This window comes from Caballeronia sp. Lep1P3, from assembly GCF_022879595.1.
In the GTDB taxonomy this organism is placed as follows: domain Bacteria; phylum Pseudomonadota; class Gammaproteobacteria; order Burkholderiales; family Burkholderiaceae; genus Caballeronia.
In genome coordinates this window covers 653,034-666,781 of sequence record NZ_CP084265.1, presented here as the reverse complement: position 1 = coordinate 666,781, position 13,748 = coordinate 653,034, and the positions used below count along the sequence as shown (strand labels likewise).

At 64.7% G+C, this 13,748-nt stretch carries 18 protein-coding genes; 10 read left to right on the top strand and 8 right to left on the bottom strand.

Features of this window, described 5'->3' with window-relative positions; all coding sequences use genetic code 11:
* The first annotated feature begins 16 nt into the window (after positions 1 to 16).
* Positions 17 to 1,231: a cyclopropane-fatty-acyl-phospholipid synthase family protein gene (locus LDZ27_RS03145; protein WP_244815288.1), complete on the top strand. Its 1,215-nt coding sequence runs from the start codon at positions 17 to 19 to the stop codon at positions 1,229 to 1,231.
* Complete coding sequence (locus LDZ27_RS03140; protein ID WP_370653386.1) at positions 1,159 to 2,295, top strand: DUF72 domain-containing protein; 1,137 nt, start codon at positions 1,159 to 1,161, stop codon at positions 2,293 to 2,295. The genes LDZ27_RS03145 and LDZ27_RS03140 overlap by 73 nt, the downstream gene beginning before the upstream one ends.
* Before the next feature lie 7 nt (positions 2,296 to 2,302).
* On the opposite strand, the gene msrA is transcribed toward LDZ27_RS03140, so the two are convergent.
* Positions 2,303 to 2,854 carry a peptide-methionine (S)-S-oxide reductase MsrA gene (msrA, locus tag LDZ27_RS03135; protein ID WP_244815287.1) on the bottom strand — a complete coding sequence of 184 codons (552 nt, stop codon included), beginning with the start codon at positions 2,852 to 2,854 and terminating at the stop codon, positions 2,303 to 2,305.
* A gap of 273 nt (positions 2,855 to 3,127) precedes the next feature.
* Between msrA and LDZ27_RS03130 the strand changes: the two genes are divergently transcribed.
* Positions 3,128 to 3,640: a flavin reductase family protein gene (locus tag LDZ27_RS03130; RefSeq protein ID WP_244815286.1), complete on the top strand. Its 513-nt coding sequence runs from the start codon at positions 3,128 to 3,130 to the stop codon at positions 3,638 to 3,640.
* A 21-nt stretch (positions 3,641 to 3,661) separates the two neighbouring features.
* Here the strand turns inward: LDZ27_RS03130 and LDZ27_RS03125 are convergent, their stop codons facing one another.
* Complete coding sequence (locus LDZ27_RS03125; RefSeq protein WP_175944902.1) at positions 3,662 to 4,159, bottom strand: Lrp/AsnC family transcriptional regulator; 498 nt, start codon at positions 4,157 to 4,159, stop codon at positions 3,662 to 3,664.
* A 133-nt stretch (positions 4,160 to 4,292) separates the two neighbouring features.
* Here LDZ27_RS03125 and kynB point away from each other — a divergent pair, with 133 nt between their 5' ends.
* Genes kynB through kynA form a run of 3 tightly spaced genes read left to right on the top strand, consistent with a single transcriptional unit; the run spans position 4,293 to position 7,078 of the window.
* Positions 4,293 to 4,919, top strand: a complete 627-nt coding sequence (kynB, locus tag LDZ27_RS03120; RefSeq protein WP_244815285.1) for an arylformamidase — start codon at positions 4,293 to 4,295, stop codon at positions 4,917 to 4,919.
* A gap of 27 nt (positions 4,920 to 4,946) precedes the next feature.
* Complete coding sequence (gene kynU, locus LDZ27_RS03115; RefSeq protein ID WP_244815284.1) at positions 4,947 to 6,197, top strand: kynureninase; 1,251 nt, start codon at positions 4,947 to 4,949, stop codon at positions 6,195 to 6,197.
* A gap of 11 nt (positions 6,198 to 6,208) precedes the next feature.
* Positions 6,209 to 7,078, top strand: a complete 870-nt coding sequence (kynA, locus tag LDZ27_RS03110; RefSeq protein WP_244815283.1) for a tryptophan 2,3-dioxygenase — start codon at positions 6,209 to 6,211, stop codon at positions 7,076 to 7,078.
* Between the two features lie 12 nt (positions 7,079 to 7,090).
* Here kynA and LDZ27_RS03105 read toward each other — a convergent pair whose 3' ends face one another.
* On the bottom strand, positions 7,091 to 7,879 hold the full coding sequence (locus LDZ27_RS03105) for an IclR family transcriptional regulator (protein WP_244815282.1): 789 nt from the start codon (positions 7,877 to 7,879) through the stop codon (positions 7,091 to 7,093).
* Between the two features lie 102 nt (positions 7,880 to 7,981).
* On the opposite strand from LDZ27_RS03105, the gene LDZ27_RS03100 reads away from it, so the two are divergent.
* From LDZ27_RS03100 to LDZ27_RS03085, 4 genes are all read left to right on the top strand, one after another.
* Entirely contained in the window at positions 7,982 to 9,172 is a 1,191-nt protein-coding gene (locus LDZ27_RS03100; RefSeq protein WP_244815281.1) for an acyl-CoA dehydrogenase, read from the top strand.
* A gap of 294 nt (positions 9,173 to 9,466) precedes the next feature.
* Positions 9,467 to 9,769 carry a YqjD family protein gene (locus LDZ27_RS03095; RefSeq protein WP_244815280.1) on the top strand — a complete coding sequence of 101 codons (303 nt, stop codon included), beginning with the start codon at positions 9,467 to 9,469 and terminating at the stop codon, positions 9,767 to 9,769.
* A 231-nt stretch (positions 9,770 to 10,000) separates the two neighbouring features.
* A complete protein-coding gene (locus LDZ27_RS03090) occupies positions 10,001 to 10,381 on the top strand; it encodes a phage holin family protein (RefSeq protein ID WP_244815279.1) in 381 nt (126 codons plus the stop codon).
* A 68-nt stretch (positions 10,382 to 10,449) separates the two neighbouring features.
* Entirely contained in the window at positions 10,450 to 10,965 is a 516-nt protein-coding gene (locus LDZ27_RS03085; protein WP_244815278.1) for a DUF3318 domain-containing protein, read from the top strand.
* 5 nt (positions 10,966 to 10,970) lie between these two features.
* Here LDZ27_RS03085 and LDZ27_RS03080 read toward each other — a convergent pair whose 3' ends face one another.
* The 5 genes from LDZ27_RS03080 to LDZ27_RS03060 are packed head-to-tail and all read right to left on the bottom strand — an operon-like array spanning position 10,971 to position 13,652.
* Entirely contained in the window at positions 10,971 to 11,429 is a 459-nt protein-coding gene (locus tag LDZ27_RS03080) for a type IV pilin protein (RefSeq protein WP_244815277.1), read from the bottom strand.
* 12 nt (positions 11,430 to 11,441) lie between these two features.
* A complete protein-coding gene (locus LDZ27_RS03075; RefSeq protein ID WP_244815276.1) occupies positions 11,442 to 11,930 on the bottom strand; it encodes a pilus assembly protein in 489 nt (162 codons plus the stop codon).
* A gap of 8 nt (positions 11,931 to 11,938) precedes the next feature.
* On the bottom strand, positions 11,939 to 12,727 hold the full coding sequence (locus tag LDZ27_RS03070; RefSeq protein ID WP_244815275.1) for a PilW family protein: 789 nt from the start codon (positions 12,725 to 12,727) through the stop codon (positions 11,939 to 11,941).
* A complete protein-coding gene (locus tag LDZ27_RS03065) occupies positions 12,724 to 13,107 on the bottom strand; it encodes a prepilin-type cleavage/methylation domain-containing protein (protein ID WP_244815274.1) in 384 nt (127 codons plus the stop codon). Before LDZ27_RS03065 ends, LDZ27_RS03070 begins: the two co-directional genes overlap by 4 nt.
* Positions 13,104 to 13,652, bottom strand: coding sequence for a GspH/FimT family pseudopilin (locus LDZ27_RS03060; RefSeq protein WP_244815273.1), 549 nt, complete (start codon positions 13,650 to 13,652; stop codon positions 13,104 to 13,106). The genes LDZ27_RS03065 and LDZ27_RS03060 overlap by 4 nt, the downstream gene beginning before the upstream one ends.
* Positions 13,653 to 13,748 lie beyond the last annotated feature (96 nt).

The following is a 13,748-nucleotide window of genomic DNA, read 5'->3' as shown; positions in this document are numbered from 1 at the left end:
GCGCGGAGAAACAAGCATGTTCTGGGAGAAGAAGCTGACGCAGTGGGTCGAGGAAGTGCGCGAGGAGGCCAACCTGCCCGCGCGCCTCGTACTGTGGGACGGGCAGCAGCACGATTTCGGCCGTTTTGCAGCGCCCCGCGTGACGCTGCACGTAAAAAGCGCGACGGCGTTGCCGTATCTGCTGGAGCCGAGCCTCGACAATCTGGGCGAGGCGTATGTCAAAGGCAAGATCGATATCGAGGGCAAGCTCTCGGACATCATCAATGTCAGCTATTCGCTTGCGAAGAGCACGGTCACGCATGCGGGCAAGCTCGCCCGCGTGCGACGCTACTTCAATCACTCGAAGGCGTCGGACAAGAAAGCCATTCAGTACCACTACGACGTGTCGAACGAGTTCTACCAGCTCTGGCTCGACAAGAACATGGTCTATTCGTGCGCGTACTTCGAGAACGGCGACGAAGACATCGACACGGCGCAGATCAAGAAAATCGACCACATCCTGACCAAGATTCAGGTGCAGCCGGGGCAGCGTCTGCTGGACATCGGCTGCGGCTGGGGCGCGCTCGTCATTCGCGCCGCGCAGAAGTTCGGCGCGCAGTGCGTGGGCATCACGCTGTCCGAGAACCAGTTCAAGCTCGCCACGCAGCGCGTGAAAGATGCCGGTCTCGAGGACAAGATCGAGATTCGCCTGCAGGATTACCGCGATGTGCCGGGCCAGTTCGACCGCATCACGAGCGTCGGGATGTTCGAGCACGTCGGCCGCAAGAACCTGCCCGATTACTTCGCGAAAGTCCGCGAACTGCTTGTCGATGACGGCATCGCGATGAATCACGGCATCACGTCGTCGGATGCGGAGAGCGGCGAGACGTCGCTCGGCGGCGGCGAGTTCATCGACAAATACGTGTTTCCGGACGGCGAGTTGCCGCACATCAGTCTCGCGCTCGAAAGCATGCAGCGCGGCGGGCTGGAAGCGGTCGACGTGGAAAGCCTGCGCCGTCACTACGCGCATACGCTCGGCATCTGGGCGGAGCGGTTCGAAGCGAATGCCGAAGAAGCGAGGAAGCTCGTCGACGACGAGAAGTTCCGCATCTGGCGTGTGTATCTCGCGGGCTGCGCGTATGCGTTCGAGAACGACGACGTCTCGATCTATCAGGTGATCTGCCGCAAGGCGGGACGCAGCGCAAAGACGCTGCCGTGGTCGCGGCGATATATCTACGAGAAGCCGCTCTGAGCCGGGAGCCGTCGCTGATCGACACAGGCGCGGACCACGACGAACAGTTCGATCTGTTTGGCGAGACCGCGCATGCTGCCGCTTCGAAGCCGCGCGGCGTGCTGCCCGCGCCGTTGCAACGCGACATCGCGGAACTTGCGCAGCGGCTGCCGGCGAACGTGCGCCTCGGCACGTCGACATGGTCGTTCCCCGGCTGGCGCGGCATCGTCTACGGCGACGACTACCCGAACACAAAGCTCGCGCGCGACGGTCTCGTCGCCTATGCCGCGCATCCGCTGCTCGGGAGCGTGTCCATCGACCGTTCGTTCTACGGGCCGGTATCGCTCGCGGACTATGCGCGATACGCGTCGCAGGTGCCGGAGCGTTTTCGCTTCATCGTGAAGGCGCCCGCGTCCGTCACCGACGCGTTCATTCGCGGACAACGCGGCGCACCCGATGCCGACAACCCCGCGTTCCTGAACGCGCAAGTGGCCATCGACGAATTCGTGGCGCCGTGCATCGGCGGACTCGGGGCGAAGGCCGGCGCGTTCGTGTTCCAGTTCCCGCCGCTCTCCGACGCGATGATCGTGGAGCCGTCGCGCTTCGTCGATCGCCTTTCGGTGTTCCTCGCCGCGCTGCCGCCGCTCGAAGGCGAAGCCTGCTATGCGGTCGAGTTGCGCGATGCCGTGATGCTCACGCCGCGCTTTGTCCGCGCGCTGCGGGACGCGAAGGTGCGCTACTGCATCGGCGTGCATGCGCGCATGCCGGACGTGCGCCGTCAGGCGAAGGCGCTCGCGCTGCTGGATCAGGATGAACGGGGGCCGCTCGTCGTGCGCTGGAGTCTGCGAAGCGGCGCGCGCTACGAACAGGCGAAGGCGAAATACGAGCCGTTCGACAGAATCGTCGATGAAGACCGCGAGACGCGCCAGGCGCTCGCGGAACTCGCCGCAGAGTATGCGATTGCGGGCCAGCCCGTGGTGATCGCCGTGAACAACAAGGCGGAAGGCTCGGCCCCGCTGACGTGCTTCGAACTCGCGCGCCGCATCGCGGACATCTGCGAGCGCGCGCGACCGGACTCAAGTTAGCGCCGCATCACGCCTTCAGCCGGTGTGCGAACTTCTTGCGGAACTTCGCCACTTTCGGGCCGACGACCACCGCGCAGTAACCCTGATTCGGATGCTGCGCGAAGAAGTTCTGGTGATACGCCTCGGCCGGATAGTAGTCGTCGCGTAGCGCGGTGACTTCGGTCACGATCTTGCCGCCGTGGACATCCTCGCGCTGCAGTTCGTCGATGACTTCCTGCGCGATTTCGCGCTGCTCGTCCGAATGCGTGAACACCGCCGACCGATACTGCGTGCCGACATCGTTGCCCTGACGATTCAACTGCGTCGGATCGTGCGTCGCGAAGAAGATCTCGAGAATCTCGCGATACACGATGACATCCGGATCGAACACGACCTTCACGACTTCCGCGTGGCCGGTGTTGCCGTCGCAGACTTGCTCATACGAAGGGTTCGCCACCTGCCCGCCCGCGTAGCCGGATTCGACCGACTGCACGCCTTCGACGGCCAGAAACACGGCTTCGGTGCACCAGAAACAACCGCCGCCGAGCGTCGCGGTTTCGAGTCTCGCCTGCTGATTCATGCCTGCTCCTCCAAAGTGCAGCGGCCACGCCGCGGACCATCCATATGGATGCGCCAGGTTGCTTTCTCAACTTCTCCAGAGCTTACGGCCTTTTGCTAAGCGGCGTTGCGCACGTTCTTCGTACTGGCTTATGGCGGCTCCCGCCAGCCGATTCCGCTAGAATCGAAACAAACCTTCAGCTTTTATATGACTTCACAAAAGGTCAATCCGACGCAAGCGCGACCCGGGGCCCGTTCGGTTCCGCAAGACATATTTCGACCGCCCACTAGCCCGATGACACGCGCAAAAACCCCGAATTTCGATCCCGCCGCGTTTCGCGCCGCGCTCGGCCAGTTTGCGACCGGCGTCACCGTCATCACCACGCGCACGGAGTCCGGCCAGTTGATCGGCATTACGGCGAGTTCGTTCAATTCGGTTTCCCTCGATCCGCCGCTCGTGCTGTGGAGTCTCGCGACGCGCTCGGCGTCGATGCCGGTGTTCCGCTCGAACAGTCATTACGTGATCAACGTGCTGGCGGCTTCGCAGATCGACCTGTGCCGGCGCTTCGCAACCGTCAAGGGCGACCGCTTCGCCGGCGTCTCGCACGCGGCGGGCGACAGCGGCATGCCCGTGCTGGACGGCGCGCTCGCGTGGTTCGAGTGCCACAACCGCAGCCGTTACGACGAAGGCGATCACGTCATCTTCGTCGGCGAAGTGGAACGCTGCGGCGTGCGCGAGGACGCCAACGGAGTCGCGCCGCTCGTATTTCAGGCCGGCGCCTTCCACACGCTCGGGACGCTGGAATAACGCGCCCGCGCGCTCACGCATTCACGCGCCGCGCGCTGGCTGCTCGATCAGCGCGACGGGCACGCCCGCGTCGTCCTTCATGGTTTGCAGCACGATGTTCGAACGGATGTCGATGACGCCCGGCGCCTTGTACAGCTTCGTCAGAATGAAGTCGGAATAGTGCTTGAGGTTGTGCGCCAGCACGCGCAGCACGTAATGCGTGTCGCCGGTCACGACGAACGCGCCGACTACTTCCGGCCACTCGCGCACCGCCGCCGCGAACTTCTCGTGCCAGTTTTCCTGGTCATTGCGCATCGAGACGTGAACGAACGCCTCCAGTTCGATACCCAGCCGCTCCCGATCCAGACACGCGCGATAACTCGCGATGACCCCTTCTTCTTCGAGCAGACGCATTCGGCGCAAACAGGCCGACGGCGAAAGCGAAATACGCTCCGCCAGGTCCAGGTTGCTGATCCGTCCGTCTTCCTGCAGCACCGCCAGAATTCGGCAATCGGTTGCATCGAGCGTGAATCCGGTCACTTTTGAGTCTCCTAGCCCGTTTCCTCGAATTATGTTCTAGCCACAAACCTTTTGGGTGGTTATTTTGCAATCACTTTTCGAGATAACGCGGCTATGATTTGACGCATATCCACGCTCTCTGCTAGGCCGCTCGATGACGCTCCTCGACATTTCCCCGCCGATCGCCGCCGGCACGCCGGTTTGGCCGGGCGACACGCCCGTCGGCATCGAGCGCGTCTGGCGAATGGAAGCCGGCTCGCCGGTGAACGTCGCGCGTCTCACGCTTTCGCCGCATACCGGCGCGCATGCCGATGCCCCGCTGCACTACGACGAAGCCGGCGCGCCCATCGGCGAAGTCGCGCTGGAGACGTACATCGGCGCGTGCCGGGTCGTGCACTGCATCGGCGCCAAGCCGGCCGTGACGCCGGAGATGATCGCCGCGCAACTCCACGACGCGCCGCCGCGCATTCTCCTGCGCACGTATGACCGCGCGCCGCTCGACGCGTGGGACAGCGCGTTCTGCGCGGTCGCGCCCGAAACCATCGACTTGCTGGCGAAGAGCGGCGTGAAGCTCATCGGCATCGACACGCCTTCGCTCGATCCGCAGGACTCGAAGACGATGAATGCCCACCGCCGCATTCGCGCGCACGGCATGGCGATCCTCGAAGGCCTCGTGCTGGACGCCGCCGCGCCCGGCGATTACGAACTGATCGCGCTTCCGCTCAAATTCGCGACGCTCGACGCGAGCCCCGTGCGCGCCGTCCTGCGTCCTCTCTCCTGAATCTTCCCCGAACAAATGGACTTTTCGATGAAACATCGTGACGATGCCGCCCTGCTCGACCGCGACGACCCGCTTGCCCGCCTGCGCGACCAGTTCGCGCTCGCGGATGGCGTCATCTATCTGGACGGCAATTCGCTCGGCGTGCCGCCGAAAGCCGCCGCCGCGCGCGCCGCAAGCGTGATCGGCGAGGAATGGGGCGAAGGGTTGATCCGAAGCTGGAACACGGCCGGCTGGTTCGCGCTGCCCAAGCGCCTCGGCAACAAGCTGGCTCCGCTGATCGGCGCGGGCGAGGACGAAGTCGTCGTCACGGACACGATTTCCGCGAACCTCTTCAAAGTGCTCTCGGCCGCGCTCAAGCTCGCGAACGCGCGCGATCCGAAGCGCCGCGTGATCGTCTCCGAACGGTCGAACTTTCCGAGCGATCTCTACATCGCGCAGGGTTTGATCGAGCAACTGGATCGCGGTTACGAACTGCGCCTCGTCGACGATGCCGCCGAGCTTCCCGCCGCCATCGACGAGAACACCGCCGTCGCGATGATCACGCACGTCAACTACCGCACCGGCGAAATGCACGACATGGCCGCGCTCACCGAGACGATTCATCGCGCGGGCGCGCTCGCCGTGTGGGATCTCGCGCATTCGGCGGGCGCGGTGCCGGTCGATCTGAACGGCGTCGGCGCGGATTACGCGGTCGGCTGCACGTACAAATATCTGAACGGCGGACCGGGCTCGCCGGCGTTCGTGTGGGTGCCCAAGCGCCACCAGAACGACTTTTCGCAGCCGCTTTCCGGGTGGTGGAGCCACAGGAAGCCGTTCGAGATGAACCCGGTGTACCGGCCGGACGACGGCATTGGCCGCTTTCTATGCGGCACGCAGCCGATCGTGTCGATGGCGCTCGTCGAATGCGGCCTCGACGTCTTTCTGCAAACCGACATGCAGGCGCTGCGGCGCAAGTCGCTCGCGCTCGGCGACTTGTTCATCGCGCTGGTTCAGGCGCGTTGCGGCGAATTCCCGCTCACGCTCGCGACGCCGCGCGATCACGCGAAACGCGGCTCGCAGGTGAGCTTCGATCATCCGAACGGCTATGAAGTGATGCAGGCGCTCATCGCGCGCGGCGTGATCGGCGATTATCGCGAGCCGGGCATTCTTCGCTTCGGCTTCACGCCGCTCTACACGCGTTTCGTCGATGTCTGGGATGCCGTCGAGCTGCTGCGCGACGTGCTCGCGACAGAAAGCTGGCGCGCGCCGGAATTCGCCGCGCGCGGGTCGGTGACGTGAGGACTGGAATCATGAGCGAAACCAAAGGTTGTCCGTTCGGCCACGGCGCGCAAGGCGAAGAGAAAGGCTGGCACGATGCCCAGCTCGATTTCTCCGATTCGATGAGCTACGGCGATTATCTCGGCCTCGATGCGATTCTCACGGCGCAGCATCCGCTTTCGCCGGATCACAACGAGATGCTTTTCATCGTGCAGCATCAGACCAGCGAACTGTGGATGAAGCTCGCGCTCTACGAACTGCGCGCGGCGCTCGCCGCCGTTCATCGCGATGAATTGCCGCCCGCGTTCAAGATGCTCGCGCGCGTCTCGCGCATTTTCGAGCAACTGGTGCAAGCGTGGAACGTGCTCGCGACGATGACGCCGTCCGAATACACCGCGATGCGGCCGTATCTCGGTGCGTCGTCGGGGTTTCAGTCGCATCAGTATCGGCAGATCGAGTTCCTGCTCGGCAACAAGAATACGCAGATGCTCAAGCCGCACGCGCATCGGCCGGACGTCGTCGCACAGGTGCGCGAGACGCTCGAGGCGCCCTCTTTCTACGACGAAGTGATCCGCCTGCTCGCGCGACGCGGCTTCGACATCGATCCGGCGCGGCTCGAGCGCGACTGGACGCAGCCGACCACGCACGATGCGTCCGTCGAAGCGGCGTGGCTCGCGGTGTATCGCGAGCCGTCGAAGCACTGGGAACTCTATGAAATGGCCGAGGAACTCGTTGATCTCGAAGACGCGTTTCGCCAATGGCGATTCCGGCATGTGACCACGGTCGAGCGCATCATCGGCTTCAAGCAGGGCACGGGCGGCACGGCGGGCGCGTCGTATCTGCGCAAGATGCTCGATGTCGTGCTCTTTCCGGAGCTTTGGCAGGTGCGCACGCTGCTCTGAGCCTGCCCGGTTCTACGCGAGGCGCGCCGCCAGTGCTCTCAGCTTCGGCCCGATGACCTCGCGGAAATACGCCTCGTCCATCGACGATGCCGGGCCGCTGCTGCTCAGCACGAGCCAGCGGCCATTGCGCACGTCCCGAAAAGGCGCGGCGATCGCGTTGACGTCGTCGTGCCATTCGCGAAACGAGTAGCAACAGCCATCGCGAGCGTAATCCTCGATGGCGCGCGTCGCGGCTTCCACCTGCGCCCCGCCCTCCGCTTTCCCCAATTCCTCCAGCAACACGTCGCGCGCCGCCGGTTCCTGGACCGCGAGATACGCGCGGCCCATCGAACTCGTGAGCATGGACAGGCGCGATCCCGGTGCGAGGCCGAGCGTGAGCGCCGTCTCGCTGCGAATCGTTTCCAGATAGATCATGTCGAGCCCGTCGCGGCAACCGAGCGACACCGCCGCGCCGATTTCGCGCGCGAGCGCGCGCATGTGCGGCCGCGCGAGTTCGAGCGTGTCCGCGCCGGCCAGAAGCGCGAAGCCGAGCGACAGCACGCCGGTATCGAGCGCGTATTTGCCGGCCGCTTCGTCGAAACGCAGATAGCCGAGCGTCGCGAGCGTATAGGCGAGACGGTTGACGGTGGCTTTCGGCAGGCCGGTGCGTTCGACGAAATCGCGATTGCCGAGCAGCGTCTCGCCGGGGCGAAACGCGCGCAGAAGGTCGAACCCGCGTGCGAGCGCGACGACGAATCTCCGCTCGTCGATGCCCTCGGGCGGTGTTCTCGCGGCGGCGTTCGTGCTGGAATCGGGTGTCATCGAATGCTAAACTGATCGCTCATTTGCAGAACATTGTTCCGCATAGCGGAACCCACGTCAAGCGCCCGGCGAAGGCGCTTTCGCTCACATTGGAGAACGCACATGGCCGACGCCGCACGCTTCAACTGGGAAGATCCGCTGCTGCTGGATCAGCAATTGACGGAAGAAGAACGCATGGTGCGCGACGCGGCGCACGCTTACGCGCAGGACAAGCTGCAGCCGCGTGTGATGCAGGCGTTCCGCGAGGAAAAAACCGATCCGGCTATCTTCCGGGAGATGGGCGAACTCGGACTGCTCGGCCCGACGATTCCGGAGCAATACGGCGGACCCGGATTGAATTACGTGAGCTACGGCCTCATCGCGCGCGAGGTCGAGCGTGTGGATTCGGGCTATCGCTCGATGATGTCGGTGCAATCTTCGCTCGTCATGGTGCCGATCCACACGTTCGGCAGCGACGAACAGAAGGAAAAATATCTGCCGAAGCTTGCGCGCGGCGAGTGGATCGGCTGCTTCGGGCTGACGGAGCCGAACGCCGGCTCCGATCCGGCCAGCATGACGACGCGCGCGAAGAAAGTTGAAGGCGGTTATTCGCTGTCCGGCTCGAAGATGTGGATTTCGAACTCGCCGATCGCGGATGTGTTCGTCGTCTGGGCGAAGCTGGAAGAGGACGGCCGCGACGAGATTCGTGGCTTTATCCTCGAAAAGGGCTGGAAGGGGCTGTCCGCGCCGGCCATCCACGGCAAAGTGGGCTTGCGCGCGTCGATCACCGGCGAGATCGTGATGGACGAAGTTTTCGTACCGCAAGAGAACCTGCTGCCCAATGTGCGCGGGCTCAAAGGGCCGTTCACCTGCCTCAACTCGGCGCGCTACGGCATTTCCTGGGGCGCGCTCGGTGCGGCGGAAGCGTGCTGGCACACGGCGCGGCAATACACGCTCGATCGCAAACAGTTCGGCCGGCCGCTCGCCGCCAACCAGCTGATCCAGAAGAAGCTCGCCGACATGCAGACCGAAATCACGCTCGGCTTGCAAGGCGTGCTGCGCCTCGGCCGCATGAAGGACGAAGGCACGGCGGCAGTCGAGATCACGTCGATCATGAAGCGCAATTCGTGCGGCAAGGCGCTGGACATCGCCCGGCTCGCGCGCGACATGCTCGGCGGCAACGGCATTTCCGATGAATTCGGCGTCGCGCGCCATCTCGTCAATCTCGAAGTGGTCAACACCTACGAAGGCACGCACGACGTCCACGCGCTCATTCTGGGCCGCGCGCAGACGGGCATTCAGGCGTTCTTCTGAAGGCACGAATCGCCTTTCGCATCTGAAGGCCGCTTCTCGCGAAGCGGCCTTCTTTTTTTCGCGACGACGGCAGCGTGTTTGTAACTTTCGATAAGCGGCTGAAACTTTTACGGGTCAGATCGCCTCCATCGTCAACGGTGTCCCTCTTTCGATGACGAGCGTTGCGAGTCCCGCTGCGGCGCAAGGACCGGCACTGGAACGGAACCTGCGGTGCATCGCCGCGGCATCCCGGCCTCCTCGTCAGCGACGGCATCTTTGGTTACGATCTGCGTAGCCTCACCGATGGAGCCTTTAATGTCAGAAACCCATAAGGAGCGATTCATGTCCGATATCAAAACCGTTCTGGCTGACGCTGAAGACCTGCTCAGGCAAGCCGCCACCGCTACCGGCGAGCGCGCTTCGGAGCTGCGCGAAACCGCCATGTCGCGCCTCAAGCAAGCCAAGGAAAAGGCCGCCGACGCGCAAGTCGTCGTAATCGAGCGCGGCCGAAAAGCGGCGCGCGCCACCGACGACTACGTCCACGAACATCCGTGGGCGTCGATCGGGATCGCGGCGGGCATCGGCATGGTCATCGGTCTGCTAATCAATCGGAAGTAAGCGCTTCGTGCTGCCCGGCTTTTGGTTCGGGCAGCAGAATTTCGAAGAATGGCCCGGCGTTTGCTAAACGGTTCGCTAGACCGGTGACCGACCGGTTCGTTCGGATCGAAACAATATCGCGTCGCGCGCGCCCTGCCCGGGCGCACGGCTCGACTTTCGCGCCGGCCGTTTGCCTCGTGCATCGGCCGGAAACATCCAAAGCGGCACCCAACGCGCTCTCGCACCCAAACCATGACGACAGAACGGCTACCGCGCGATTCGTCCCCCGGACCCTTGCGCCGAATCCTGAGCTCGGTTTTCGCCATCGCCGAGACGCGGCTCGAACTCATCGGCATCGAGTTGCAGGAAGAGAAGGAACGGCTCATCGGCGTGTTGTTTCTCGGGCTCGCCGCGATGTTGCTCGCGATGATGGCCCTCATCTCCCTGACCGTGCTGATCGCGATCTTCTTCTGGGACACGTATCGTTGGGAAGCGCTCGGCGGCATCACGCTGCTGTACGCGGTCATCGCGATCGTGTGCGGACTGCGTGCACGCAGCAAGCTGCGCGATGCACCGCATCTTTTCGACGACACGCTCGACCAGTTCCGCAAGGATCGCGACATTTTCAACTGAGCATCGCGACGCACCGCCGTTGCACGCGATCCTTCCTTCAAACGCGCACCACACTCGCCCGTTCGACCATGAGCCATAACGACGCAACATCGCCGGCAGCCAAGCATGAAGTGCAGCAACAGCTTCGCAAGCCGCACATGCGCTCGCTGCGCAAGGAACTGCTGCTCGCGCGCGCGGATGTCGAGCGCATGGAACTGCGGCAAGCCACGCACGACCTCCGCGATTCGGTCGCTCATCTGCCGCTCATCGGCATGCTCGTGCCGGGCGTCAGCCGTCCGGGGCGGCGCTTCGGACGGCGCAGCGCGACAGGCGGCGGCATTAGCGACATGCTGAGCTCGCTTTTCAGCGGCGGCGCGCGCGGCGGCAAGTTCGGCTTCCTCTTCAAGCAGTATCCGGTGGTCGGCTCGCTCGCTTCGCTGCTGCTCACGAAGCCCGTGCGAAGAGGACTTCTGCGCAGCGCCAAACCCCTCGTCAAATGGGGCGGACTCGGTCTCGCCGCGTGGGAAGGCTGGCGCATCTGGCAACAGATGAAGACCACCAGCGTCGAAACCTCGACCGACGCCGTCGATCCCACCGTCTTCTAAGCGCATCATCCCTTCCCCGCCCAGCATGCGGACGACTTCGCCGCATCGAGCGGGGCGGCGCTGCCTGAAAGCCGATTCGAGCGCAAGCCGGTCGCGTCGATGACGAACACGCCGCATGCGTCGTCCTTCATTGCGCCCGGCGACACGGGAACGGCTTCGATCGCATACCCGCCGTTGGTCGCGGATTCCGCCAGGAGCGCGAGCCGATAAACCGGCACGCCGCCCGCAGGCGCCTGATCCATGCCGGCGCTCAATGCGACGGCATCCGACGCCGCCTGAGAAAGACGCGCGCTCTCGACAAACTGCGCGGCCCGGATCAGCGCGGCGGCGGCATCCAGCCGATGCGCCTTCGCCACATGCGCCCGATACGCCGGGAGCGCGAACATCGCGATGATCGCCGCAACGCCCAGCGCGATCATCAATTCGAGCAGGCTGAAGCCCGCGCGCCTTCCACATCCGTTCATTCGTCGTGCTCCTCAAAATGGCTTGCCCGCGACGCGTCGCCACTGCTGCGTGACGGTGCGCCCGGTCATATCGATGCGCAGTTGCAGCCATGCCTCGGTCTGCGGCGTCGCGCCAAAGCCTCGCGCCGTGACGAGATACGAAATGGCCGATGACTGCCCGGCTCGCGGCCATGTCTCGATCAGACATTGCGGCGCTCGCATCGCGTAAGGCCAGGATGCGAACGGCGCCAACGCAAGCGCCGACGCTCCCTCGAACGACGACCTGAGCCGCCAGCGCGCCGGCTCCTGATCGACCGGCCCGCTTGCGGGCAGCGCGGACGAAAGCATGCGGCTGCAACGAATGAGCGCGCTGTCCGCCGCGTGAAAAGCCTGCACGCGCTCGCGAGCCGCCACGGTCGCGCGCGCGGCGACGAGCGACGTTTGCAGCCACGCGCCAGCGGTGACGAGCATCAGCGAGGCAAGCAGCAGGACGATCGGCAACGCGATGCCCCGTGAGTACATTCGACGTTTCATGCTCCACCTTTGTCGAGTGGCGCGCTGACATTGCGAATTTCGACGCGGCGCGAGAACGCCTGATGCGTGCGTCCATCGTCGGTCGTGACAGGCGCTCCGGCGCAATCGGCATAGTTCGTCCGGCGTTTGCCCGCAACCGCGAAGCCGCGCACCTGGACGCATATGTCGACGGCGTGGACGTCGGGCCACCTGTCGCGCGCAATGGCGGACGCATCCACCGCGCTGGATGCGCCGGTCAGCCAGTAAGCGAGCCCTATTCGCTCGATGCCTTCCACGAGCGGCTGCGCCTGCTTGCCGCCGCCTTCGCAATAGAGTTCGGGCTCGCCGGTGGACGTGCTCGGCTTCGCATAGAAGCGGTTGCCGACGAATGCATCGGCGACGCCCTGGCCGATGCAATCCGTCGGCACGCCGCCCGATGTCGGCCACGTCGCGACGATGTCGGCCGCGTAGCGAACCTGCACGCCGTCCGACCGGCTCGCGAGCGACTCGCACGAAGCCGCCGTATCGGCGCCGATCACGCGGCCCTGAGTGCAGCCGAACAACGGGGCGTCCGAGCGCGCCGTTCCGAAGCCGGCCAATTGGATTTGCTGCGCGAGGAGTTCGAGCGCGGAGACGCCGGCATCGTGGATGCGCGCGACATCGGCGGCGCGCTCGAACGCCGCACGCTGCGCGCGATACAGCGAAAGCGCGGCCACGACGATCAACATGCCGAGCGCGAGGGAAATCGTGAGTTCGAGCAGCGTGTGACCGCGCGAAACACGCGAGCGAGGCGAGCGCGGGTTCATCGTGCGAACGCCACGGAAATGCATGAAGCGCTGGGCCTCACTTGCGGCTCGGGACACGGATCGGAACGGTCGGCGGCATGCCAGCTCACGGTCGCGACGTACAGGCCGTCGGCGCGGTCGATCACGGCCACGTCGCCATCCGGCAACATCGACGCCGCGCTCGCCTGCCAGCGCGACAGCACGGCGGCTCGATCCGCGTCCGTGCGGATGCTTTCGGCCACCGAATCCGCGACCAACGCCGCGCGCTCACGGACGAGCGCAAGACGCTCGCCCCGCGCGAGCGCGCTTTGAACCGCTATCAGCCCGAGCGCCGTGATCGCCGTGAGCGAAAGCGCAATCATCACTTCGAGCAGTGAATCGCCGGATTGCCGCGTCGTCATGCCGAGGCTCCGCAACTGCCTTGCGTGATGCGCGGACGGCCGCCTGCCGCCAGCCGGATGCAGCGCCGCGACGCGCCATTCGCAGTGGTTGCCGCACCGCGCGGGCCGAAGTCGAAGCTGCGAAACCCGCCGATGACCTGTCCGGCGGGCGGCGTGAACAACAGGTCGGTCGCCGCGCCTGCTATCGCAATCGACGATATCGCCGGCTCCACGCGCAGCAGCGCGGGCACGCCGTCGCGATCGACGAAAAGCGCCCAGCCGCACGACCAGTCGGTCACGCCGTTGTCGCACGCTTTCCCCGACGCGAGGCAATGGCGCGCGGCGTCGATCCTGCACAGGGTCACGCGCGCGCCGCGACGCACGGCTTCGGCGCGTGCAAGCGAGAGCGTCGCGAAGAGCGAGCGTGCGCGTGCATCGATTTGGTCGCGCGTCTGCCAGGCGAAGAAAGACGGCGTCGCGAACGTCGCGACGATCGCCATGATGGCGAGCACGACGCAAAGTTCCACGAGCGTGAAGCCGGATCTGGACGGGCGATTCATCTGCATCCCTGATCGATTCGAGTTGAATGAACGTCGAATCTAGCGGGAAGAAGCGCGCCTCGCCATTAGCCGAATGGCCGAGTGTTCAGCGCGCTTTTCGGC

Coding starts and splice junctions, on each gene's coding strand:
- msrA (WP_244815287.1), bottom strand. CDS start 2,854: ATGAATCAGCAGGCGAGACTCGAAACCGCGACGCTCGGCGGCGGTTGT.
- kynB (WP_244815285.1), top strand. CDS start 4,293: ATGACGCTCCTCGACATTTCCCCGCCGATCGCCGCCGGCACGCCGGTT.
- LDZ27_RS03065 (WP_244815274.1), bottom strand. CDS start 13,107: ATGACGACGCGGCAATCCGGCGATTCACTGCTCGAAGTGATGATTGCG.
- LDZ27_RS03060 (WP_244815273.1), bottom strand. CDS start 13,652: ATGCAGATGAATCGCCCGTCCAGATCCGGCTTCACGCTCGTGGAACTT.
- LDZ27_RS03080 (WP_244815277.1), bottom strand. CDS start 11,429: ATGAACGGATGTGGAAGGCGCGCGGGCTTCAGCCTGCTCGAATTGATG.
- LDZ27_RS03075 (WP_244815276.1), bottom strand. CDS start 11,930: ATGTACTCACGGGGCATCGCGTTGCCGATCGTCCTGCTGCTTGCCTCG.
- LDZ27_RS03095 (WP_244815280.1), top strand. CDS start 9,467: ATGTCAGAAACCCATAAGGAGCGATTCATGTCCGATATCAAAACCGTT.
- kynA (WP_244815283.1), top strand. CDS start 6,209: ATGAGCGAAACCAAAGGTTGTCCGTTCGGCCACGGCGCGCAAGGCGAA.
- LDZ27_RS03090 (WP_244815279.1), top strand. CDS start 10,001: ATGACGACAGAACGGCTACCGCGCGATTCGTCCCCCGGACCCTTGCGC.
- LDZ27_RS03130 (WP_244815286.1), top strand. CDS start 3,128: ATGACACGCGCAAAAACCCCGAATTTCGATCCCGCCGCGTTTCGCGCC.
- LDZ27_RS03085 (WP_244815278.1), top strand. CDS start 10,450: ATGAGCCATAACGACGCAACATCGCCGGCAGCCAAGCATGAAGTGCAG.
- LDZ27_RS03070 (WP_244815275.1), bottom strand. CDS start 12,727: ATGAACCCGCGCTCGCCTCGCTCGCGTGTTTCGCGCGGTCACACGCTG.
- LDZ27_RS03145 (WP_244815288.1), top strand. CDS start 17: ATGTTCTGGGAGAAGAAGCTGACGCAGTGGGTCGAGGAAGTGCGCGAG.
- LDZ27_RS03105 (WP_244815282.1), bottom strand. CDS start 7,879: ATGACACCCGATTCCAGCACGAACGCCGCCGCGAGAACACCGCCCGAG.
- LDZ27_RS03100 (WP_244815281.1), top strand. CDS start 7,982: ATGGCCGACGCCGCACGCTTCAACTGGGAAGATCCGCTGCTGCTGGAT.
- kynU (WP_244815284.1), top strand. CDS start 4,947: ATGAAACATCGTGACGATGCCGCCCTGCTCGACCGCGACGACCCGCTT.